This is a genomic window from Albimonas sp., assembly GCF_055129145.1.
Genome location: NZ_JBSRTQ010000007.1, coordinates 45,053 through 65,076, shown reverse-complemented (window position 1 = coordinate 65,076; position 20,024 = coordinate 45,053). Strand labels below are relative to the sequence as shown.

Genomic DNA, 20,024 nt, shown 5'->3' with positions numbered 1-20,024 from the left:
CCCGCACCCCTGACCCGGCGCGGCGACCCCGTCGCCGCCTCCCCCTTCCGCCGGCCCTCCGACCCGCCCGCCTTCCCGCATCCGGGCCCCGCCGCCCCGCCGGCCCCCGCCGGCGCCATCCTGCCCATGGTCACCCTCATGGCGCCGCTCTACCGCGAGCCCGCCGCCGCCCCCGGCCTGATCGCCGCGCTGCGCGCCATCGACTACCCGCCCGAGCGGCTGGAGGCGCTGATCGCGCTCGAGGACGACGACCTCGCCACCGCCGCCGCGATCCGCGCCGCCGACCCGCCGCCCTGGCTGCGCATCATCCCCGCCCCCCCCGGCGGCCCGCGCACCAAGCCGCGCGCGATGAACCACGCGCTCGACCTCGCGCGGGGCGAGATCGTGGGCATCTACGACGCCGAGGACCGCCCCGATCCCGGCCAGATCCGCCGCGCCGCCGAGATCTTCGCCGCCGCGCCCCCGCGGCTCGCCTGCCTGCAGGCCCGGCTCGCCTTCCACAACACCGCCGACGGCTGGCTGCCGCGCTGCTTCGCCATCGAATACATCCAGTGGTTCCACGTGATCCTGCCGGCCATGCGCCGCATGGGCTTCCCGATCCCGCTCGGCGGCACCTCCCTGTTCTTCCGCCGCCGGGCGCTGGAGCGGCTGGGCGCCTGGGACGCCTGGAACGTGACCGAGGACGCCGATCTCGGCCTGCGCATCGCCCGTGCGGGCTATGAGACCGGGCTGATCGATTCGGACACGCAGGAGGAGGCCGTCTCCCGCCCCGTCGCCTGGATCCGGCAGCGCTCCCGCTGGCAGAAGGGCTATCTCCACACCTGGATGACCCATATGCGCGCGCCGCTGCGGCTGTGGCGGGAGCTGGGGCCGGTCGGCTTCCTCGGCTTCCAGGCGCATTTCATCGGCGCCGCCTCGGCCTTTCTCGGCCAGCCGCTGCTGTGGACCGCCTGGTTCGCCTGGGGATTTTACGAGCGCGGCTTCGACGCCACGGCGCTGCCGGAGTCGGTGGTCGTGGCCCTGCTGATCGCGCTGCATGTCGGGCAACTGGTGATGCTGGCCGCGGCGCTGGAGGGATTGCGGCGCGCCAGGCGGCTCGACCTCGCGGTCTGGACCCTGACCCTGCCGTTCTACTGGCCGCTCGCGACCCTCTCGGCGATCAAGAGCCTGGCCGAGGCGGTGGTCGCCCCGATGTGGTGGGACAAGACCGAGCATGGCGCCGGGGCGCCGGTGATGGCGCGCAAGGGCTGAGCCGCGCTCACCATTCCCAGCCGCCATTCTCCATCCAGCGGCGACGCCGGTTCTCGCCCACGAAGCAGTCGATCCGCTTCGCCGTCGTCGCCCCCCCGAGCCCCGCCTGCGCCGGGATCGCCTGCGGCGTATCGTGGATCCCGGGTGCGAAAACCGGGGGCGGCGGCTCGCCGGCGATCTCGAGAATCAGCTTGCGCCGGATCGTTTCCGCGAACCGGGCCGAGTCATATAACGGCAGCACGAAGCTCAGCGGCCCGCCGATCACGCAGTCCTCGTAATAGATGTCCAGATCGCGCAGGCTGAACGGCCCGTCCCGCGCCTTCAGCATCACCGGCAGCCCGTTGATGGTCACCCCGCGGGCCACCGCCGCGTCCCGCGCCGCCTCCACCCCCGCGCCCGAGTTGTTGGGCCCGTCGCCCGAGATGTCGATGACCCGGCGCAGTCCCTCATAGGCGTTGCGGTCGAACTCCCCCGCCGCCCAGTCCAGCGCGCCGGAGATCGAGGTGCCCACCGCGGCCGTGATCGGCCCCGCCTCCAGCGCCTCCGCCAGGGCTTCGGCCCCTTGGGCATCCTCGATCAGGGTCCAGCCGCCGATGACGTTGCGCGAATTCGGCCCGGCCCATTCGAAATAGAGCACCGCGATTCGCCCCAGCAGCCCGCCCCGCGCCGCCGCGATCACGTCGGGATCGCGCAGCGCCCGCACATAGCCGTCGCGCTGCAGGCGCAGCTCCTCGATGTCCATGGAGCGCGAGATGTCGACGGCGAGGATCAGCTCCATGTCGACCTCGAGCGTCGGGGGGCGCCCCGCCGCATCCAGCGTCGCCGCCGCCCCGGGCGCGAGACCGGCGAACATGCCCAGGGCGGCGGCCAGGGCGACAGGGGGCAGGCGGCGGCTCATCCCTCACGATAGGCGCCGCCCGGGGATTCCGGCAACGAGGTTGAGCCCCGGACCGTGGAACGCGGCGTCACGCCCCGGGCCCCTCTCCCGCCTGCCTCGCCGGCTCGTGACGCGGGTTTCATCCCCGCGGCATTGCCTGAGCGTCGCGCCGCGGCTAAGCACGCATCATGGCAGGCCGGATCCGCAGTCTCTGGGAATTCGCCAACCCCGCCCGCTTCATGCGGTTGAGCGGGGCGATTCTGCCTTGGGTGTCGGCGCTGGCCGCCATCGCTCTGATCGGCGGGCTCGGCTGGGGGTTCTTCGGCACGCCCGACGATTTCCGCCAGGGCTCCACCGTCAAGATCATCTACGTCCACGTCCCCGCCGCCACCATGGCGATCAACATCTACGTCATGATGGCGGTGATGAGCCTGATCTGGCTGATCCGCCGCCACCACGTGTCCGCCCTCGCCGCCAAGGCCGCCGCACCCATCGGGGCGGCGATGACCCTGATCGCGCTGATCACCGGCGCCCTCTGGGGCCAGCCGATGTGGGGGGCGGCCTGGGCCTGGGATCCGCGGCTGACCTCTTTCCTGATCCTGATGTTCTTCTATGTCGGCTACGCCGCCCTCTGGTCGGCCATCGAGGATCCCGACGCCGCCGCCGACCTGACCGCCGTCCTTTGCCTCGTGGGTTCCGTCTTCGCCGTGGTCTCGCGCTACGCCGTGCTGTTCTGGTCGCAGGGCCTGCACCAGGGCGCGTCGCTGTCGCTCGACCGGGAGACCAACGTCGCCGACGTGTTCTGGCGCCCGCTGGTGCTGTCGCTCGCCGGCTTCTTCCTTTTGTTTCTCGCGCTGCTGCTGCTGCGGGTCCGGACCGAGATCCGCCTGCGCCGCGCCCGCGCCATCCGCCTCGCCGCGGGAGAGGGCGCATGATGCCCGATCTCGGCGCTTACGGGACCTATGTGCTCGCCTCCTACGCGGTCGCCATCGGGGTGCTCGCGCTGGTGGTCGGGCTCTCGCTTCGCGCCGCCGCGCGGGCCAAGGCCGAGCTCGCCCGGCTCGAAGCCCGCCATGGCCGCCGCCGCCCCGCCGAAGCCGACCAGGAGCCCGTCGCTTGACCCAGAAGTCCCCTGCGAAATTCCCGGTCTGGATCCTGTTCCCGCTGCTCGCCTTCCTGGCGCTCGCCGGCCTCTCCTACCAGATGCTCGGCCGCGACCAGGACGCGCTGCCCTCCACTCTGATCGACCGCCCCGCCCCCGAATTCGACCTGCCCAGCCTGCGCGAGGGCGCGCCGAACTTCGTCACCGCCTCGCTGAAGGGCGAGGGCGTGAAGCTGGTGAACATCTGGGCGAGCTGGTGCGGGCCGTGCCGGGTCGAGCATCCCGAGCTGATGAAGCTCGCCGCGATGGGCCTCACCATCGACGCGATCAATTACAAGGACAAGCGAGAGTCCGCCCGCGGCTTCCTGGCCGAGCTCGGCGACCCGTTCGACCAGGTCGGCGCCGACGTCAAAGGCCGCACGGGGATCGAGTGGGGGGTCTACGGCGTGCCCGAGACCTTCGTGATCGATGATGAAGGCAACATCACCTACAAGCATGTCGGCCCGATCCAGAACACCGATCTGGAGACCAAGATCCTCCCCGCGCTGCGCGCCGCCGGCTGGACTCCCGCCAAGGACTGACCCTCCCGCAAGCGTAGGGCGGGCGCCAGCCCGCCTTCCCCCTCAGGCGTCGGGCCCCGGCGTCTCGGTCTCTTCCGGCGCGTATTTCTTCAGCAACGGCATCTGCGCCAGCATGAACAGGAAGGTCAGCGCCGGGCTGGCGAAGGTCTTGAAGGTCACCCAGAACTCTTCGGACTGGGTCCGCCAGATCGCCTCGTTCAGCACCGCGCAGAACAGGAACCAGCCCATCCAGCGCAGGGTCAGCAGCCGCCAGCCCTCGTCCGTCAGGGGCAGGGCCGCGCCGATCAGGTCGCGCAGATAGCTCCGCCCCCGCCACAGCCCGAAGCCGAGGCCGAAGGCGAACAGGCAATTGATGATCGTCGGCTTCATCTTGATGAAAGTGGCGTCCTTCAGCCACAGCGTCAGCCCGCCGAACACCACCACCACCACCGCCGTCACCACCGACATCCGCGGCAGGTGGCGGGTCAGGATCCACGAGGCGGCGAGCGCGGCCAGGATCACCGGAATGAACACCATCGTCGCGGTGAAGATGTCCGAGCGTTGATAGACGATGAAGAACAGCACCAGCGGCCCGAATTCGAGCGCGATCTTCAGGACGGGCGAGAGCGGGCGCGGTGCATTTTTCATGGCGCCTTGCCTAGCGCGGCGGCCGCGCGACGTCGAGCGCGCTTCGTCGCGCGGCCCATCATGACGCGCCGCGGATCCCCCGGAGCCCGGGCCGCGGCGTCAGACGACGCGGCGCCGACCGGCGATCAGGCCGAGCCCGGCCAGGCCCGCGCCCAGCAGCGGCAGCGCCGTGCTCAGCGCCGCGGCCGCAGGTCCGGGCCCGCTGGTCGCGCCGATCATCCCCAGCGGGGCGAAACCGGTCGCGTCCGCGTCGTCGCCAACGTCGACGGAGGCGCCGACGGAGGCGCCGGGCGACGATTCGAACGCCGCCATCGGCCCCCCGCCGCCGTCATCCGCCTGCGCGCCGTGGCCGGCGACCAGCGCCGCAAGCAGCGCGACGGCGCCCAGAAGATGATGAAGGCTCAACACAACGCTCCCGCAAATCTCGTATCGGCTCGCGATAGGGCGGTGCGCATGTCAGGTCAATGATTTATTCATTTTCAGTTCAGGCGGCGCGTGGCGATCGCCGCGCGTCTCACGCCCGATGATAAGGCGCGCCCGCCAGAATCGAGGCGGCGCGATAGATCTGCTCCGCCGCCATCACCCGCACCAGCATATGCGGCCAGACCATCGGCCCGAAGCCCAGCAGCAGGTCGGCCCGCGCCCGCAGCTCCGGCGCATGGCCGTCCGCGCCGCCGATGGCCAGCGCGCAATCCCGCCGCCCCTCGTCCCGCCAGCGCGCCAGCAGCGCCGCGAAATCGGGGGAGGACATCTGCCGCCCCCGCTCGTCCAGCGCGATCAGCGCCGCGCCGTCGGGGACCGCGCCCAGCACCAGCGCCGACTCCGCCTCCGGACCGCGGCCGCGCTTGTCCTCGACCTCCGCCAGGCGGCAGGGGCCGAAGCCCAGCGGCTTCGCGGTCCGCTCGAAGCGGGCGAGGTAGTCGGAGACGAGCTCCGCCTCAGGCCCGCCGCGCGCGCGGCCGACGGCGATCAGCGACAGCTTCACAGGCGGGCGCCTCCGGTTTTTTTGAATGGGGGGAGAAGGTCGCGCAGCAGCCGTTCCACAGGCCCACGCCGCAGGGGCGCGCCGACGGGCCGAGAATCAGTCGATCGCCGCCGCGGTCCAGCCGCGGCGGCGCATCGGGTCAGGCGTAGGCGCGCGCGCCCGGAGCCTGCGGCGGCATGGCGGCGGGCTGGGCCGCGGCCTGGGCGGCGGCGCGGCGCGAAGCCTCCTCCGCCGGCAGCCACATCTTTTCGAGCTGGTAGAATTCGCGCACCTCGGGGCGGAACACGTGGACGATGACATCGCCCGCGTCGATCAGCACCCAGTCGCCGGTTTCCTTGCCTTCGGCGCGCGCGAGAATGTTCGCGTCCACCTTGAGCTTTTCGACCAGCTTTTCCGAGATGGCGGCCACCTGACGGGACGAGCGGCCAGAGGCGATCACCATGTAGTCGGCGATTTCGGACTTTCCGCGCAGATCGGCCTGCACGACGTCCTCGGCCTTGTCGTCCTCGAGCGAGCCCAGGATCATGGAGAGCAGCGCTTCGCCGCCCACCCTGTCCGTGTTCTCCGGCAGGGGATCGGCCCCTGCGCCAGCGAGATCGGTCAGATCGGTTTCCTCCGCAACGCGGTTGTGTCGAGAACCCGGATCGCGGGCCTCATGGGCGAGCACCATACCTCAAGAAAGGCAATCGCTCAATATACGCGCAACAGGCGCCTCATCCTGCGTCACCGCAGGCTGTCGCAGGGGTGAATTCGCAGGCGGCGCAGGGGTTTCGGCCTCCAACAGGGCGCGGCGGCGGGGGGCGGGCCGGGGCGGGCCCGGTGTCGCGGGCCCCGGTCGCAGGGGGCGGTCGCAGGGGCCGGGCGCGGCGCGGGGACCGAGTCTCCGCGCTCATTCGCTCAGGTCGATGCGCGCGGTCACATAGCCCAGCGGCCATTCCACCCGCAGCCGCACCGGCGACATTCCCGCCGGCAGCTCCGCCAGCCACAGCACCCGGTCATAGTCGCTTTCCTGCACGTCGCGGGGCCAGAGCGAACCGGAGATGTCGAGCCCCGCGCCCCCGTCCCGCCCCGTCGGCCCGTCGCGGCCAGAGCGGGGGGCGGCGGCGACCTGGTCCCGGCTCACAGGAAAGCCGCCGACCCGCTTGAATTCGATGCGGCAGCGATGGGCGGGGCCGGAATAGGTCCAGTCGCGATCGCCCGCCAGAATCTCCTCGCCCTCGTCGATCACCGTCATGTCCAGCCGGCGCAGGCCGTCGAACAGGCGGTGGACGGCGTCGCAGCCCTCGCCCGCCGCCACCTGATCGAGCAGCGACAGCGCCGCGTTGGACGGATCGATGGTGTCGTCCAGCTCGCCCGCGGGGATCGGGGTCAGGGGGCGGTCGGGCGGGGGGCCCGCATCCAGCACTTCCGGCGCGGCGTCGGGGCCCGCCCAGCGCACGCTGCGGATGGCGGGCTCGTCGCCGAAATCGGTGGTGGACTCGAAGCGGCGCGATCCGTCGGGCAGGCTCTGGCCGCGCTGGTTGAGGGTGAAGCTGGCGAACATCCCGGCAAGGCCGACGGGCGTGCCGGTCGCCTCCGCCACCCGTCGACGGGCGTCGGGCGCGCCGTCCTCGACGATATTCATCTCGATGCGGGCCAGCGGGGCCGGGCCCCAGTCGAGGTGAAACACCAGCCGCTGATCGCGCGGCGCCGCCTCCTGCGCGGTCCCCGGCCCGATCCCGCCGGCCAGCGCCGCCGAGAGCCCCAGCGCGATGCGGGCCCCCGCGGTTCCGGTCCTGCGCGCGCGATGCGGCTGGGTCATCTGCTGTCTCCCGTCGGGCCCGGCGTCATGTCGTTCCATCCCTGGTCAAGTGGCCCGCCGGGCGGGGCCGGCAAGCGCGTCGCCCGCCGCCTCGCGCGATCGCGATCCGGGCGGAGGCCGGAGGGATCGCGCGAACCCCGAAAGCACTCCTGAGCCAAAAAAGGCCGGAGGCGGTTCCGCCCCCGGCCTCTTCGCGATGCTCCACGCGCCCCGCTGGGGCCGATGGTCGACGCGCCCCCTCAGGGACGCCTGTCTCAGCGTTTGCCGCGCACCAGATTCTCGTACTGGGTGGCGATATCCACCGCCATCGCGCCGACCTCGAAAGTGTAGTCGCCGATCTGCCCCACCGGGGTCACCTCGGCGGCGGTGCCGGTCAGCCAGCACTGCTCGAAGCCCTCGAGCTCGTCGGGCATGATGTGCCGCTCGACCACTTCGACCCCGTTCTCCTTCAGCAGCCCGATCACCGTCTGCCGGGTCAGGCCGTTGAGGAAGCAGTCCGGCGTCGGCGTGTGCACCTTGCCGTCCTTCACGAAGAAGATGTTGGCGCCCGTCGCCTCGGCCACGTAGCCGCGATAGTCCATCATCAGCGCGTCCGAGCAGCCGCGCGCCTGCGCCTGGTGCTTGGCCTGGGTGCAGATCATGTAGAGGCCCGAGGCCTTGGCATGGCAGGGGATCGTCTCCGGCGACGGCCGCTTCCACTTGGAGATGTCGAGCTTCGCGCCCTTGGTCTTGGCGTCGCCATAGTAGGCGCCCCATTCCCAGACCGCGACCGACAGATGCACCGGGTTCAGCGCCGCCGCGACCCCCATGTCCTCGCCCGAGCCGCGCCACATCAGGGCGCGCACATAGCCGTCGGTCAGGCCGTTGGCCTTCAGGGTCAGCTCCTTGGCGGCGTCGATGTCGTCGGCGGTCCAGCGCGTGGGGATGTCCAGCGCCGCGGCCGAGGCCAGCAGGCGCTCGGAATGCTCATGCCCGCGGAAGATGGTCCCGCCATAGCAGCGCTCGCCCTCGAACACGGCCGAGGCGTAGTGGAGCGCGTGGGTCAGTACGTGGACCTTGGCCTCGCGCCACGGCACCAGCGCGCCATCCATCCAGATGTGACCGTCGCGATCGTCATAGGCCCCAGCCATCGGAGTCATCCATTCTCGTCTCGCCGCACGCCTGGCGCGCAGCCGGTTGAACGTCCCGCCTCCTGCGACAACCCCGTCTCGAATCCGGTTTGTTTCGCGGTTGCGGCGCCCGGAGAAATATTATTTCGTCCAGAGCGGTCGCAGGGCTAGCATTACGCGCTTGGCCCGTCAACAAGGCTGACGTAAAATTCCGCCATGAGCAGATCGGACCCCAGCATGCGCCCCGCCAAAGGCTCCCCCGTTTCCGGCTCCTCCGCCTCATCGGGCGGCGGCGGCGGCGACGACGACGGACCGACCCCCCGCCCGTCGCGACGCGCGGGACTGACGCGCGGCGACCAGCTGCTGTTTCTCACCGACGGCCAGCTGCGGCAGGGGGTGGAGCTGATGTTCTTCGCCTATCGCGACATGATCGCCGACGCCGACAAGGTGCTCGAATCCCGCGGCTACGGCCGGGCCCATCACCGCTGCCTGCATTTCGTCTGGCGCCGGCCCGGCATGTCGGTCACCGACCTGCTGGCGACGCTCGCCGTCACCAAGCAGTCGCTCAACCGGGTGCTGCGCCAGCTGGTGGACGACGGGCTGATCCTGTCGGTGGTCGGGCGCACCGACCGCCGCCAGCGCCTGCTCACCCTGACGCCGGAGGGGGAGACGCTTGTCCGTTCCATCTCCGAGGCGCAGAATGCGAGGATGCGCAGGGTGTTCATGGAGGCGGGGGCCGAGGCCGTGCAGGGGTTCAAGACCGTGCTGGCGGGCATGGTCGACGAAGGCGGGCGCGATGCGGTGCTGGCGCTGGTCAACGACCAGGGGCAGACGTGAGCGACCGGGAGAACATCGCGGATCCCGAGGTTCCCGCGCCCGTCGTCCCGCCCGCTCCCGCACCGTCCGAGGGGCCGAACGCCCATATTCTCGTGGTCGACGACGACGAGCGGATCCGCACCCTTCTGAAACGCTACCTCACCCGTTCCGGCTTCTACGTCACCGCGGCGCGCGACGCGGCGCAGGCGCGCCGCCTGCTGGCCGGGCTTGAATTCGACCTGCTGGTGGTCGACGTGATGATGCCGGGCGAGGACGGCCTCAGCTTCACCCGCGACGTGCGCCCCCGGATCCCCACCCCGATCCTGCTGCTCACCGCGCGCGGCGAGGCCGAGGACCGCATCGCCGGGCTTGAACAGGGGGCCGACGACTATCTCGCCAAACCGTTCGAGCCGCGGGAGCTGCTGCTGCGCATCGGCGCCATCCTGCGCCGCACCCAGCCCCCCGCGCCACGGCCCGAGGGGCCGCGCAGCCTCAGCCTCGGCGCGGTGCGTTATGACGTGACCCGGGGGGAGCTGTGGCGCGGCGACGCGCCGATCCGCCTGACGTCGACCGAGGCGGCGCTGATGCGGATCTTCGCCCGCACGCCCCACATGCCGGTGGACCGCCTGACCCTGCTGGCCGAGATGGACGACGCGCAGGAACGCGCCGTGGACGTGCAGGTCACCCGCCTGCGCCGCAAGATCGAGGCCGATCCCCGCGCGCCGCGCTATCTGCAGACGGTGCGCGGCTCCGGCTACATGCTGGCGCCCGACTGACGCTCGAGAGAGGACGGGAGAGAGAGTGGGGGCCGGGGCAGGTTCCTCTCTCCGATGTCCGACCCCAGTCGAGGACATCGGAGAGAGACCTGACCCGGGGGGGTCGACGACACGCATCTCCAACACGGAGACTTTCCGCCGAGCCCGGGCAATCCGGAGCCTGGGGCGCAAGCGCCGCGCACAGCTCCGAACTGACGCCGCCACTGATCCGATGGCCGCGATCCGAAAAGGACAGGAGGCGACGAATCGGGCGACAGTGGGGCGCGATCCGTTCATCCGGCCTGATCCAGGCCGAAACCCTCGCGCCGCGACGGCTTGTCGCCCGACCCGCGGGGCGAACGGTGGGCGTCGCGGCCAAGTGGAAACAATCCGTCTCGAATGGCGACCCAAACCGGACGCCGCGGCGCCCGCCGCCGCCTCCCGAATCCGAAACGCCCCGGCCGCTGCGCACCGGCCTCCGGGTCGCCGAAACCCGGCCCGCTCCGCCGCTATTTTTCGCTGGCGCCGCGAATCATCTTCAGTCACCATATCTCGTAGTGGGGACGCCCAACCCCCCCACCACAACGCATCCTCTCAGCCCCTTGCGGGGCAATCCCGCCAGGGGCTCCACAATTCGGAGGAGCACGAGGCATGGACGCGCTCGAGCACGATCTTTCCACGGAAGACCTGCATCCGATCGACCTGATCGAGACCCTGGCGGAGCGCCGGGACTGGGATTTCGACCGGGTGGCCGACGACCAGATCGCCATGGCCGTAGAGGGCAACTGGCGAACCTATTCCCTGTCTCTGGCCTGGTCGGCCCATGACGACATGCTGCGGCTTGTCTCGACCTTCGACATGGACCCGCCCGAGGCGCGCCTGCCGGAGCTCTACAAGATCCTCGACAAGGCCAATGACCAGCTCTGGGGCGGGGCGTTCTCGTTCTGGGCCGAACACAAGCTGATGGTCTATCGCTACGGCCTGGTCATGGCCGGCGGCGGCTGCGCCACGGCGGGGCAGGTGGAGGCGATGATGAAGGCGGCCATCGACGCCTCGGAACGCTTCTACCCGGCGTTCCAGCTGGTGTGCTGGGGCGACAGTCCGGCGGAGGAGGCGCTGGAAATCGCCATCTCCGGGGCCTACGGTCGCGCCTGACCGGCCCCCGTCCCATCGCCGCCCGGGCGGAGGCCCGATCCATCCGGCCGGGCGGCAAGGGGAACCACCGAATGACCGACGCCGACGCGCCCGACCTCTCATCCCGCCTGCCCAAGGGGCTCGTCCTGCTCGGCTGCGGCAAGATGGGCGGGGCGATGCTGGACGGCTGGCTCGCCGGCGGCCTCGCGCCCGCCGCCGTGACCGTGATCGACCCCAACCCCTCGGACCGTCTGAAGGCGCTGGAAGCGCAGGGGCTGAAGCTGAACCCGGCCTCGATCCCCGAAGCCTCCGTCTGCCTGCTCGCGGTGAAGCCGCAGATGATGGAGGCGGCCGCGCCCCAGGTCGCGGCGCTCGCCTCGGGAGGAACCCTCTACATCTCCATCGCGGCCGGCACCCCGATCCGGACCTTCGAAAAGATGTTCGGCGCGGTCCCGATCGTGCGCGCGATGCCCAACACCCCCGCCGCCGTCGGCCGCGGCATCACCGCGGTGATCGGCAACGCCCACGCCTCGTCCTCCGACGTGGACCTGGCCGAGGCCCTGCTGTCGGCCATCGGCGTCACCGTGCGGCTCACGGAAGAGGGCCAGATCGACGCCGTCACCGGCGTCTCCGGCTCCGGCCCCGCCTATGTCTTCCACATGATCGAGGCGATGGCCGCCGCCGGCGTCGCGCAAGGGTTGCCGGAGGCGCTGGCCATGCAGCTCGCCCGCGCCACCGTCTGCGGGGCCGGCGAACTCGCCTTCCAGTCGGACGAGACCGCCGCCCAGCTGCGCATCAACGTCACCTCCCCCAACGGCACCACCGCCGCGGCGCTGGCGGTGCTGATGGACGAAACCACCGGCATGACCCAGCTGATGACCCGCGGCGTCGCCGCCGCCGCCGACCGGTCCCGCGAACTCGCGGGCTGAGCACCTTGTCCCTGCGCCCCCCCTCCCCGATATGCCGAGGGGGGGGCGTTTCGAAGGGGCGAGGACATGAGCGAGCACGACGCGCCGAGCCGGACCGAGGCCGAGGAAGCCGCCCTGCGTGCGGCGATCGAGACCGCCGCGCGCGCCTATTTCGACAGCCGCCGCGCCCGCGTCGACCCGTTCGTCGCCCGCTGGTTCCACCTGCGCGGCACGCTCCGCCTGCACCGCGCGGCGCTGGGCTGGGACATCGCCCGCGCCCCCGCCAACATCGCGCTCGCCCCGATCCACGTGCTCGCCCGTCTGGGCGGCGGCGGCCTCCGCCGCCTCGGCGCGCGGCGCGCGGGCGACTGGCTGGGCTCGCGCAACCTCGCGCTGCGCACCGACGTCGCCCGGGCGGTGGAGCGCGCGGTGATCGCCGACCTCCTGGAACTTCCCTGGCAAGGCGACGCCGCCGCGCCCTCACGGCGCGACGCGCTCGCCGAAGCGATCCTCGCCGATCCGGACGTCCGCGCCGCGCTGCCCGCGCTCGCCGTCGCCAGGGCCGCACGCGGGGGCGACGACCTCGACGAATATGTCGGGACCCGGTCCGCGGTGGCCGAGATGACCGCCGCCCTCACCACCATGGGCGCCGGCGCCGCCGTCTTCTCCAAGCTCACCCCCGGCGCGATCTCGCTGGGCCCGGCCCTCGCCGCCACCCTCGCCCATAACGCCGCCGTCGCCGCCTTCCCGCTCGGCGGGGCCGCGGGGTCGCTGTGGTATTCCGCCTTCCCCGCCGCCGCGTCCCCGGCGCTGGTCGGCGCCTCCACCGTCGCGCTCGCCGGGGCGGGGGCGCTGCTCGCCGCCTTCGCCGGCGTCGTCGCCGACCCGGTCCAGTCCAAGCTCGGCATCCATCGCCGCCGCCTGCTGCGCCTGATCGACTCCATGGAATCCGAGTTCCTGGCCAAGTCCGGTCCCGGCTTCGCGGCCCGCGAACATTACCTCGCCCGGCTCTTCGACCTGTCGGACGCTGCGGCCGCCGCGCTCCGCCTCGCGCGAGGCTGACGCAAGGTCAGAAATTTATGGTGCACTGCACAAAACTCTTGACGTGCGTGTTGCGTTGCACCATATGTCGGTCATGCCAAGGGGCGCGAGGAACAGCGCCCGACCGCGCAGGAAACACCTCAAGGAGCGACCCTCATGTTCGACAAGTTTTATGGTTTCGACGCCGACAAGATGTCCGAGATGTTCAAGACCGCCGACTTCACCAAGTTCTTCGAATCCGCCAAGATGCCCGTCTTCGACATGAAGTCGGTGGCCGAGGCGCAGAAGAAGAACATGGAAGCGCTCGTGGAGGCCAACAAGGCCGCCGCCGCCGGCTACCAGGAGATCTTCAAGCGCCAGGTCGCCATGTTCGAAGAGAACATGTCCGCCGTGCAGGCGCAGTTCACCGACCTGAAGATGGAGCAGCCGACCCCGGAGAGCTTCAAGTCCCAGGTCGAGCAGATGAAGACCGGCTACGAGAAGGCGCTCGCCTCGCTGACCGAGCTGACCGACACCGCCAAGAAAGCCAACACCGAGGCCTTCGAGATCATCAAGACCCGTATCGAAGACTCGATCGAAGAGCTCAAGGCGATGGCCGCCAAGGCCGAATGACCCCTCCGGCGCAGGCCTGATCGCCCGCGCCGACGCCCATCCGAAGACCGTCGGGCGGGAGCGCTCCGCCTCCCCGTGAGCCCCCGCCCGGCCTGGCCGCCTGCGTCCTCCCTCGCAGGCGGCCTCTTCGACTCAAGGCCCGGCCCGCGGGGTCCTCGCAGACCGCGACGGCCGGTGGGCGACGCCGCCGCGGCTTGCCCGCGCGCGCTCCGTCCCGGCATAAGGGTCTCCCGAACGTTCCCACGGGAGATCCTTATGTCCGACGCCGCCAGCCCCGAGATCAGCTTCGACGATTTCATGAAGATCGACATCCGCGTCGGCCGCATCACCCGCGCCGAGCCGTTTCCGGAGGCGCGCAAGCCCGCGATAAAGCTCTGGGTCGATTTCGGACCCGAGATCGGGGAGCGCAAAAGCTCCGCCCAGATCACCGCGCATTACACGCCCGAAGGGTTGGTCGGCCGCCAGGTGATGGGCGTGGTCAATTTTCCGCCCCGCCAGATCGGCCCGGTGCGGTCCGAGGTTCTGATCCTCGGCGCCCATGACGCCGCCGGCGTGGTCCTGATCGCCCCCGACCACGAGGTCCCGCTCGGCGCCCGCATGTCGTAGGGCGGGTGCAAACCCGCCTTCCCGGGCGCCCCCGCCCTCAATCCTCGCCCAGATACGCCCGCCGCACTTCCGGATCCGCCCGGATCTCCGCCACCGGCCCCGAGGCGATCACCCGCCCCGCGACCAGCACCGACACCCGGTCGGCCAGCCGGAACACCGCGTCCATGTCGTGTTCCACAAGCAGGATCGGAGCCTCGGCCTTCAGCGTCTCCAGCAGGTCGGCCAGCGCGCCGGAGCCCTCGGCGCCCAGTCCCGCCATCGGCTCGTCGAGCAGCAGCGCGCGCGGCCCCAGCGCCAGCGCGCAGGCGACCTCGACCAGCCGGCGTTCCCCGTGGGAGAGCTCCGCGGTCGGAACTTCGCCCCGCGCGCCCATGCCGACCCGCGCCAGCGCCGCATCCGCCGCCGCGATCAGCCCCCGGTCGCGGCCCACCTGACGCCAGAAGCGGAAGGACGACCCCTGCCGCGCCTGCGCCGCCAGCATCACGTTGCGCCGCGCCGACAGCGGCGGGGCCAGCGACGAGACCTGGAACGACCGCCCCAATCCCAGTCGCGCCCGCTCGGCCACGCCCAAGCCCGTCACATCCCGCCCGCCCAGCCGCACCCGTCCCGCATCCGGGGCGATCCAGCCGGCGATCTGGCCGATCAGCGTGGATTTGCCGGCCCCGTTCGGCCCGATCAGCGCATGGATCTCTCCGGGGCGAAGATCCAGGCTCACGCCGTCCGTGGCGGTCAGCCCGCCGAACGCCTTGCAAAGCCCCTCGACCGCGAGCGCCGGCTCACCCATGCCGCGCCCTCCCGGCCAGCGCGCCCATGATCCCGCCGCGGGCGAACAGCACCACGCCCAGCAGGGCGAGGCCCAGAATCAACGGCCACCGCTCCGTCGCCCCGCCCACGAAGGTCTCCAGCGCCACATAGGCCGCGGCTCCCGCCACCGGCCCGACCAGCCGCCCGACGCCGCCGAGGATGACGAAGACGATCAGCTCCCCCGACAGGTGCCAGGACAGCATCGAGGGGCTCACGAACCCGTTCAGGTCCGCATAAAGCGCCCCTGCCCAGCCGGTGATCACCGCCGAGATCACGAAGGCCGTCAGCCGCACCGGAAACGGGTCGATCCCCGCGGTCGCCAGCCGCACCGGGTTCAGCCGCGCCATGGTCAGCGCCGCCCCGAACCGGGACCCGAGCAGCCGCCCCGAGACCCCCAGCGCGATCAGCAGCGCCCCGAAAGCCAGCCCGAAGAAGCTGAGCGGGTCATAGGGATCCAGCCCCGGAAACCCGTTCTTGACGTAGATCGAAAGCCCGTCGGCCCCGCCATAAGCCGGCCAGGAGATCGCGAACCAGAAGATCATCTGCGCGAAGGCCAGCGTGATCATGATGAAATAGACGCCTGAGGTCCGCAGACTCAGCGCCCCGATCCCCGCGGCGACCACCCCGCTGACCCCGGCGGCCACCGCCCAGATCGGCAGCATCCGGTCCGTCCCCTCCATCCCGAAGGGCCAGGTCAGGATCGGCTCGTAGTTCCCCGCATGCCAGGCGATGATCCCGCAGGCGTAGCCGCCGATCCCGAAGAACGCCGCATGCCCGAAGCTCACCATCCCCCCGAACCCCAGCGCCAGGTTCAGCCCCACCCCCGCCAGCCCGAGGATCGCGATCCGCGAGGCGAGGTTGACGTAATACGGCTCCCCCGCCGCCGCCGCCCAGACCGCGACCCCCGCCAGCGCCGCCAGCAGCGCGAGGCTCACGAAAATCTCGCGACGGTCAGCCATTCGCGGGAAACAGCCCCTGCGGCCGCCACACCAGCACGCCCGCCATCAGCACGTAGATCAGCATCGAGGCGAGCGCCGCACCGACCCCCGACGCCTCCGACGGCGGCATGACATGCGAAAACCCCATCGGCAGCAGCACCCGTCCCATCGTGTCCACGACGCCCACCAGCAGCGCCCCCACGAAGGCGCCTTTCACCGAGCCGATGCCCCCGATCACGATCACCACGAAGGCGAGGATCAGCACCGGCTCGCCCATTCCCACCTGCACCGACTGCAACGCCCCGACCATGGCGCCGGCGAACCCCGCCAGCCCCGCGCCCAGCGCGAAGACCAGCGTGTAGAGCGTGCGGATATCGACGCCGAGCGCCCCGATCATCTCCCGGTCGCTCTCCCCCGCCCGGATCCGCATGCCGAGCCTTGTGCGCGAGATCAGCCCCCACAGCAGCACCGCCGCCCCGATCCCCGCCCCGATGATCGCCAGCCGGTAAACCGGGTAGGCCGCCCCGCCCGGCAGCGCCACGGCGCCCGACAGCGCCGCCGGCGCGTCCAGCCACATCGGCTGCGGCCCGAAGATCCAGCGCGCACCTTCCGAAAACACCAGAATCAGCGCGAAGGTCGCCAGCACCTGATCGAGATGATCGCGGTCATAGAGCCGGCGCAGCACCAGCACCTCGACCACCGCCCCGGCCGCCGCCGCCGCCAGCGCCCCGACGCCGAGCCCCAGCCAGAACGACCCCGTCGTTCCCGCCACCCAGGCGCAGACGAACGCCCCGGTCATGTACAACGACCCATGGGCGAGGTTGATCAGCCCCATCACCCCGAAGACCAGCGTCAGCCCGGCAGCGGTCAGGAACAGCATCACGCCCAGCTGCACGCCGTTGAGTATCTGCTCCACCAGCAGCGCCAGCGTCATTCGGGCCTCATCGGAAAGGTTGGAGGGTCGTCAGGCGGGTCCCGCCCGCGCGTCCCCGCGAAGGGGGGGGTGGGGAGCGCCCGGCCGAAGCCGGCCGCCCCCGGTTCAGCTCACATCTGGCACTCGGCCGCGTAGGCGTCGCCATGGTCCTTCAGCGCCACGCCCAGCAGCTTGTTGGTCGGCTTGCCGTTCGGCCCGGCCACCACCTCGCGCACGTAAATATCCTGGATCGGGTGATGGTTCGGCCCGAACTTGAAGGTTCCGCGGATCGAGTCGAACTCCGCCGCCTCCAGCGCCGCCCGGAACCCGTCCGGATCCGTCGCCGGGTCGGCCTTGTCCAGCGCCGCCAGGATCAGCCGCGCGGTGTCGTAGCCCTGACCCGCATAGATCGTCGGCACCCGGCCGAACTTCTCCTCGAACGCCGCCACGAAGGATTTGGAGGCCGGCACGTCCAGGTCATGCGTCCACTCGGCGGTGTTCTTCACCCCGATCGCCGCATCGCCGACCGCGCCCAGAATGATCTCGTCGAAGGAGAAGGCCGGGCCGTAGACCGGGATGTCCACCCCCGCCGCCGCGTACTGCTTCATGAAGGCGATGCCCATGCCGCCCGGCAGGAAGAAGAACACCGAGTCGGCGCCCGAGGCGCGGATCTGCGCGATCTCCGCCGCGTAGTCGGTCTGGCCGAGCTGGGTGTAGACCTCCGCCGCCGGCTCGCCTTCGTAGAGGCGCTTGAACCCGGTCAGGCTGTCCTTGCCCGCGGGATAGTTGGGCGCGAGGATGAAGGGCGCCTTCAGCCCCTGCTCCTTCATGTAGGCGCCCATCGCCTCGTGCAGGTTGTCGTTCTGGTAGGCGACGTTGAAATAGTTCTCATGGCAGCCCTTGCCGGCCAGCGCCGACGGGCCGGCGTTCGGCGAGATGTAGAACACCCCCTGCCGCACCGCACCGGGCGCCACCGCCATGGCGAGGTTGGACCAGATGATCCCGGTCAGGATCTGCACCTTGTCCTTCTGGATCAGCTCGTCGGAAAGGCTCTTGGCCACGTCCGGCTTCTGCGCGTCGTCCTTCTCGATCACCGTCACGTCGTCGCGCCCGGCCTGCTCGATGGCCAGCATGAAGGCGTCGCGGGTGTCGATGCCCAGATGCGAGCCGCCCCCGGTCAGCGTGGTGATCAGGCCGATCCTGGTTTCCGCGAGCGCCGGAGCGGCGGCGAGGATGGCCGCGACGGCGGCGGCGACGAGCGTTTTCATGAGGTGCGGCTCCCTGCAGCGATGGTTCATGGGAGATGACACCAAAAATCGGGGCGGGGAAAGCCGGGGTCGCGCGCTTGTCGCGGCGCGAGGCCCAACTCTTTCGCACGGCGCCCGACGCGTCGTAGGGCGGGTGCGAACCCGCCGCCCTCCCTCGCCTCCCGCCGCCACCCCTTACGCCCTGGGATGCGCCGCCGCATGCACCTCGATCAACCGTGCCTCGTCGAGCCCCGCATAGACCTGGGTGGTGGAGAGCGAAGCATGCCCCAGCAGTTCCTGAATCGCCCTCAGATCCCCGCCCGCCGCCAGCAGATGGGTGGCGAAGGAGTGGCGCAGGGCATGGGGCGTGGCGCTCGCCGGCAGGCCCAATCGGGCGCGGGCGGAGGCCATGCGAAGCTGCAGCAACCGCGGCGAAAGCGGCCCGCCGCGCGCGCCTCGGAACAGCGCGTCCCCCGGCTCCAGCCCCCACGGGCACAGCGCCAGATAGGCGTCGACGGCGGCCCGCGCGACCGGCAGCACCGGGACCAGACGTTCCTTGCCGCCCTTGCCGGTGATCCGCAGAACCTCGGCCAAAGGCGCGTCGCGACGGGTCAGCGACAGCGCCTCCGAAATCCGCAGCCCCGATCCGTAAAGCAAGGTCAGCGCAGCGGAATCCCGCGCCGCGATCCAGTCCGGCGCGTCCGCGGCCTCCGCCTCGCCGATCACGGCGCGGGCCTCGTCGGCGGTGATCGGGCGGGGCAGGCGGCGCGGGGCGCGCGGGCCGCGGGCGGCGAAAACGGCGGTGTTCTCCAGCCCCTCCGCCTCCGCCAACCATTTGAAAAAGCTGCGAACCGCGGAGAGCTCGCGTTTCAGCGAGCGCGCCGACAGCCCCCGCCCGCGTTCGCCCGCCATCCAGGATCGCAGGTCGGAATGCGCCGTCGCGCCCAGCGATTTCGGGGTGACCTCGCCGCCATGATGGCGCGACAGAAACCCGAGGAACCCCGAGACATCGCGCCGATAGGCGTCCAGCGTCGCCGCCGCCGCCCCCTCCGCCGCCGACAGATGCGCCAGCCACCGGCCCATCAGCGCCAGCACCGCGGGGGGCGCGTGCTCCGCCCCCTCGCCGGGGGCGCGTGGGACGGTCAGACCGGCAGCCACGGCCGCACGGCATGGGCCACCACGCCGCCGAAGAATTCCAGCAGGTCGCCCGCCTGGTCCGGCCCGAACCGGTCGGGATCGAGCGAGCCGAAGGCGATCATCCCCGCCGGCCGCCCCGCGCCGAATTCGAGCCGCACCAGGGCTTCCGAGCCCAGGCGCTCGCCCTCGTCCCCAAACACCTCCGCGGCCTCGGGTCCGGTGCGGCGCAGGACCACGGCGCGCTCCGGCCCGTCCTCCTCCGCGCCCTGGCCCAGATGCCGGGCGAGGTAGCTCGCCACGCCGCCATGCGGCAGCCTGGCGAAGGGTGCGGGCAGGGCCGGATGGTCGGGCCCCTCTTCGCCTTCCACCACGATCCGCAGCGTCTCGACGCCCAGGATCATCGGCACATAGCGCCCAAGCGCCTCGCACAGATGCGGAAAATCCTCGGGCTCCAGCACCGCGAGCGCGGCCCGCTGGATCATCACCGTCACCGCCTGGTTGTCATAGGCGGCCGAAACGACCGAACGATGCGTCTCTTCCAGCCGCCCGAGCCGGTGTTCCAGTCGGTCGACCAGCGCGCCGCGCAGGTCGACGATGTTGCGCCCCTCCGGCGCCCGCTGGCCATGGGCCTGAAGCAGCGCGCGCGCCACCTCGGCGTCGTCGAGCACCGATTCCGGCGCGGCCAGGATCGCCGCCCGCAACGCCTCGGGGCTCAGCGCAGGGGCGTCCGCGGCGTCGGCCGGGCTGGGTGCGGTGGTCATGCGAACCTCCTGGATGGCG

At 71.3% G+C, this 20,024-nt stretch carries 24 protein-coding genes; 11 read left to right on the top strand and 13 right to left on the bottom strand.

The genetic code is table 11. The annotated features are described in order from the left end of the window. Nucleotides 1–1,251: glycosyltransferase family 2 protein (locus tag ACTB72_RS02475; protein WP_463035393.1), on the top strand; the 1,251-nt coding region annotated here is incomplete at its 5' end. A gap of 7 nt (nt 1,252–1,258) precedes the next feature. Here ACTB72_RS02475 and ACTB72_RS02470 read toward each other — a convergent pair. Then, entirely contained in the window at nt 1,259–2,149 is an 891-nt protein-coding gene (locus ACTB72_RS02470) for a DUF1194 domain-containing protein (RefSeq protein ID WP_463035392.1), read from the bottom strand. 167 nt (nt 2,150–2,316) lie between these two features. Here ACTB72_RS02470 and ccmC point away from each other — a divergent pair, with 167 nt between their 5' ends. The 3 genes from ccmC to ACTB72_RS02455 are packed head-to-tail and all read left to right on the top strand — an operon-like array spanning nt 2,317 to nt 3,811. Beyond that, nucleotides 2,317–3,063 carry a heme ABC transporter permease CcmC gene (gene ccmC / locus ACTB72_RS02465; RefSeq protein WP_463035391.1) on the top strand — a complete coding sequence of 249 codons (747 nt, stop codon included), beginning with the start codon at nt 2,317–2,319 and terminating at the stop codon, nt 3,061–3,063. Beyond that, nucleotides 3,060–3,248 carry a heme exporter protein CcmD gene (gene ccmD / locus ACTB72_RS02460; RefSeq protein WP_463035390.1) on the top strand — a complete coding sequence of 63 codons (189 nt, stop codon included), beginning with the start codon at nt 3,060–3,062 and terminating at the stop codon, nt 3,246–3,248. Before ccmC ends, ccmD begins: the two co-directional genes overlap by 4 nt. Then, entirely contained in the window at nt 3,245–3,811 is a 567-nt protein-coding gene (locus tag ACTB72_RS02455) for a DsbE family thiol:disulfide interchange protein (protein WP_463035389.1), read from the top strand. The genes ccmD and ACTB72_RS02455 overlap by 4 nt, the downstream gene beginning before the upstream one ends. A 42-nt stretch (nt 3,812–3,853) precedes the next feature. On the opposite strand, the gene ACTB72_RS02450 is transcribed toward ACTB72_RS02455, so the two are convergent. The 6 genes from ACTB72_RS02450 to ACTB72_RS02425 form a co-directional block, all read right to left on the bottom strand. Then, nucleotides 3,854–4,438 (bottom strand): septation protein A, encoded by a 585-nt coding sequence (locus ACTB72_RS02450; RefSeq protein WP_463035388.1) that lies wholly within the window; start codon nt 4,436–4,438, stop codon nt 3,854–3,856. Between the two features lie 99 nt (nt 4,439–4,537). Then, the gene (locus tag ACTB72_RS02445) at nt 4,538–4,843 is read right to left on the bottom strand and encodes a hypothetical protein (RefSeq protein ID WP_463035387.1); all 306 of its coding nucleotides are present in this window, start codon (nt 4,841–4,843) and stop codon (nt 4,538–4,540) included. Between the two features lie 109 nt (nt 4,844–4,952). After that, a complete protein-coding gene (gene rlmH, locus ACTB72_RS02440) occupies nt 4,953–5,423 on the bottom strand; it encodes a 23S rRNA (pseudouridine(1915)-N(3))-methyltransferase RlmH (protein WP_463035386.1) in 471 nt (156 codons plus the stop codon). 139 nt (nt 5,424–5,562) lie between these two features. Then, nucleotides 5,563–5,949 (bottom strand): ribosome silencing factor, encoded by a 387-nt coding sequence (gene rsfS, locus ACTB72_RS02435; RefSeq protein ID WP_463035399.1) that lies wholly within the window; start codon nt 5,947–5,949, stop codon nt 5,563–5,565. 363 nt (nt 5,950–6,312) lie between these two features. Further along, on the bottom strand, nt 6,313–7,224 hold the full coding sequence (locus ACTB72_RS02430; protein WP_463035385.1) for a DUF3108 domain-containing protein: 912 nt from the start codon (nt 7,222–7,224) through the stop codon (nt 6,313–6,315). Nucleotides 7,225–7,478: 254 nt separating this feature from the next. After that, nucleotides 7,479–8,354: a branched-chain amino acid aminotransferase gene (locus ACTB72_RS02425; protein ID WP_463035398.1), complete on the bottom strand. Its 876-nt coding sequence runs from the start codon at nt 8,352–8,354 to the stop codon at nt 7,479–7,481. A gap of 216 nt (nt 8,355–8,570) precedes the next feature. On the opposite strand from ACTB72_RS02425, the gene ACTB72_RS02420 reads away from it, so the two are divergent. From ACTB72_RS02420 to ACTB72_RS02390, 7 genes are all read left to right on the top strand, one after another. Further along, nucleotides 8,571–9,170: a MarR family winged helix-turn-helix transcriptional regulator gene (locus ACTB72_RS02420; RefSeq protein WP_463035384.1), complete on the top strand. Its 600-nt coding sequence runs from the start codon at nt 8,571–8,573 to the stop codon at nt 9,168–9,170. 86 nt (nt 9,171–9,256) lie between these two features. Then, nucleotides 9,257–9,925, top strand: a complete 669-nt coding sequence (locus ACTB72_RS02415; protein WP_463035397.1) for a response regulator — start codon at nt 9,257–9,259, stop codon at nt 9,923–9,925. 630 nt (nt 9,926–10,555) lie between these two features. Beyond that, complete coding sequence (locus tag ACTB72_RS02410) at nt 10,556–11,059, top strand: type III secretion system chaperone family protein (RefSeq protein ID WP_463035383.1); 504 nt, start codon at nt 10,556–10,558, stop codon at nt 11,057–11,059. A gap of 71 nt (nt 11,060–11,130) precedes the next feature. Then, a complete protein-coding gene (proC, locus tag ACTB72_RS02405) occupies nt 11,131–11,967 on the top strand; it encodes a pyrroline-5-carboxylate reductase (protein ID WP_463035382.1) in 837 nt (278 codons plus the stop codon). Between the two features lie 66 nt (nt 11,968–12,033). Beyond that, a complete protein-coding gene (locus ACTB72_RS02400; protein WP_463035381.1) occupies nt 12,034–13,008 on the top strand; it encodes a DUF6635 family protein in 975 nt (324 codons plus the stop codon). Between the two features lie 135 nt (nt 13,009–13,143). After that, entirely contained in the window at nt 13,144–13,599 is a 456-nt protein-coding gene (locus tag ACTB72_RS02395; protein ID WP_463035380.1) for a phasin family protein, read from the top strand. Between the two features lie 255 nt (nt 13,600–13,854). Continuing rightward, nucleotides 13,855–14,205, top strand: a complete 351-nt coding sequence (locus ACTB72_RS02390; protein WP_463035379.1) for a tRNA-binding protein — start codon at nt 13,855–13,857, stop codon at nt 14,203–14,205. 37 nt (nt 14,206–14,242) lie between these two features. Here the strand turns inward: ACTB72_RS02390 and ACTB72_RS02385 are convergent, their stop codons facing one another. From ACTB72_RS02385 to ACTB72_RS02360, 6 genes are all read right to left on the bottom strand, one after another. Next, nucleotides 14,243–14,989 (bottom strand): ABC transporter ATP-binding protein, encoded by a 747-nt coding sequence (locus ACTB72_RS02385; protein WP_463035378.1) that lies wholly within the window; start codon nt 14,987–14,989, stop codon nt 14,243–14,245. Continuing rightward, complete coding sequence (locus ACTB72_RS02380; protein WP_463035377.1) at nt 14,982–15,968, bottom strand: branched-chain amino acid ABC transporter permease; 987 nt, start codon at nt 15,966–15,968, stop codon at nt 14,982–14,984. Before ACTB72_RS02380 ends, ACTB72_RS02385 begins: the two co-directional genes overlap by 8 nt. Then, entirely contained in the window at nt 15,961–16,881 is a 921-nt protein-coding gene (locus ACTB72_RS02375; protein WP_463035376.1) for a branched-chain amino acid ABC transporter permease, read from the bottom strand. Before ACTB72_RS02375 ends, ACTB72_RS02380 begins: the two co-directional genes overlap by 8 nt. Before the next feature lie 110 nt (nt 16,882–16,991). After that, entirely contained in the window at nt 16,992–18,128 is a 1,137-nt protein-coding gene (locus ACTB72_RS02370) for an ABC transporter substrate-binding protein (protein ID WP_463035375.1), read from the bottom strand. 174 nt (nt 18,129–18,302) lie between these two features. Beyond that, nucleotides 18,303–19,190 carry a tyrosine recombinase XerC gene (locus ACTB72_RS02365; protein ID WP_463035396.1) on the bottom strand — a complete coding sequence of 296 codons (888 nt, stop codon included), beginning with the start codon at nt 19,188–19,190 and terminating at the stop codon, nt 18,303–18,305. 59 nt (nt 19,191–19,249) lie between these two features. After that, complete coding sequence (locus ACTB72_RS02360; RefSeq protein ID WP_463035374.1) at nt 19,250–20,005, bottom strand: DUF484 family protein; 756 nt, start codon at nt 20,003–20,005, stop codon at nt 19,250–19,252. Nucleotides 20,006–20,024 lie beyond the last annotated feature (19 nt).

Bases quoted from the DNA above. Each gene is read 5' to 3' on its own strand.
- ACTB72_RS02470 (WP_463035392.1), bottom strand. From the start codon at position 2,149: ATGAGCCGCCGCCTGCCCCCTGTCGCCCTGGCCGCCGCCCTGGGCATG.
- ccmC (WP_463035391.1), top strand. From the start codon at position 2,317: ATGGCAGGCCGGATCCGCAGTCTCTGGGAATTCGCCAACCCCGCCCGC.
- ccmD (WP_463035390.1), top strand. From the start codon at position 3,060: ATGATGCCCGATCTCGGCGCTTACGGGACCTATGTGCTCGCCTCCTAC.
- ACTB72_RS02450 (WP_463035388.1), bottom strand. From the start codon at position 4,438: ATGAAAAATGCACCGCGCCCGCTCTCGCCCGTCCTGAAGATCGCGCTC.
- rsfS (WP_463035399.1), bottom strand. From the start codon at position 5,949: ATGATCCTGGGCTCGCTCGAGGACGACAAGGCCGAGGACGTCGTGCAG.
- ACTB72_RS02430 (WP_463035385.1), bottom strand. From the start codon at position 7,224: ATGACCCAGCCGCATCGCGCGCGCAGGACCGGAACCGCGGGGGCCCGC.
- ACTB72_RS02425 (WP_463035398.1), bottom strand. From the start codon at position 8,354: ATGGCTGGGGCCTATGACGATCGCGACGGTCACATCTGGATGGATGGC.
- ACTB72_RS02420 (WP_463035384.1), top strand. From the start codon at position 8,571: ATGCGCCCCGCCAAAGGCTCCCCCGTTTCCGGCTCCTCCGCCTCATCG.
- ACTB72_RS02410 (WP_463035383.1), top strand. From the start codon at position 10,556: ATGGACGCGCTCGAGCACGATCTTTCCACGGAAGACCTGCATCCGATC.
- proC (WP_463035382.1), top strand. From the start codon at position 11,131: ATGACCGACGCCGACGCGCCCGACCTCTCATCCCGCCTGCCCAAGGGG.
- ACTB72_RS02400 (WP_463035381.1), top strand. From the start codon at position 12,034: ATGAGCGAGCACGACGCGCCGAGCCGGACCGAGGCCGAGGAAGCCGCC.
- ACTB72_RS02395 (WP_463035380.1), top strand. From the start codon at position 13,144: ATGTTCGACAAGTTTTATGGTTTCGACGCCGACAAGATGTCCGAGATG.
- ACTB72_RS02390 (WP_463035379.1), top strand. From the start codon at position 13,855: ATGTCCGACGCCGCCAGCCCCGAGATCAGCTTCGACGATTTCATGAAG.
- ACTB72_RS02385 (WP_463035378.1), bottom strand. From the start codon at position 14,989: ATGGGTGAGCCGGCGCTCGCGGTCGAGGGGCTTTGCAAGGCGTTCGGC.
- ACTB72_RS02380 (WP_463035377.1), bottom strand. From the start codon at position 15,968: ATGGCTGACCGTCGCGAGATTTTCGTGAGCCTCGCGCTGCTGGCGGCG.
- ACTB72_RS02375 (WP_463035376.1), bottom strand. From the start codon at position 16,881: ATGACGCTGGCGCTGCTGGTGGAGCAGATACTCAACGGCGTGCAGCTG.
- ACTB72_RS02370 (WP_463035375.1), bottom strand. From the start codon at position 18,128: ATGAAAACGCTCGTCGCCGCCGCCGTCGCGGCCATCCTCGCCGCCGCT.
- ACTB72_RS02365 (WP_463035396.1), bottom strand. From the start codon at position 19,190: ATGGGCCGGTGGCTGGCGCATCTGTCGGCGGCGGAGGGGGCGGCGGCG.
- ACTB72_RS02360 (WP_463035374.1), bottom strand. From the start codon at position 20,005: ATGACCACCGCACCCAGCCCGGCCGACGCCGCGGACGCCCCTGCGCTG.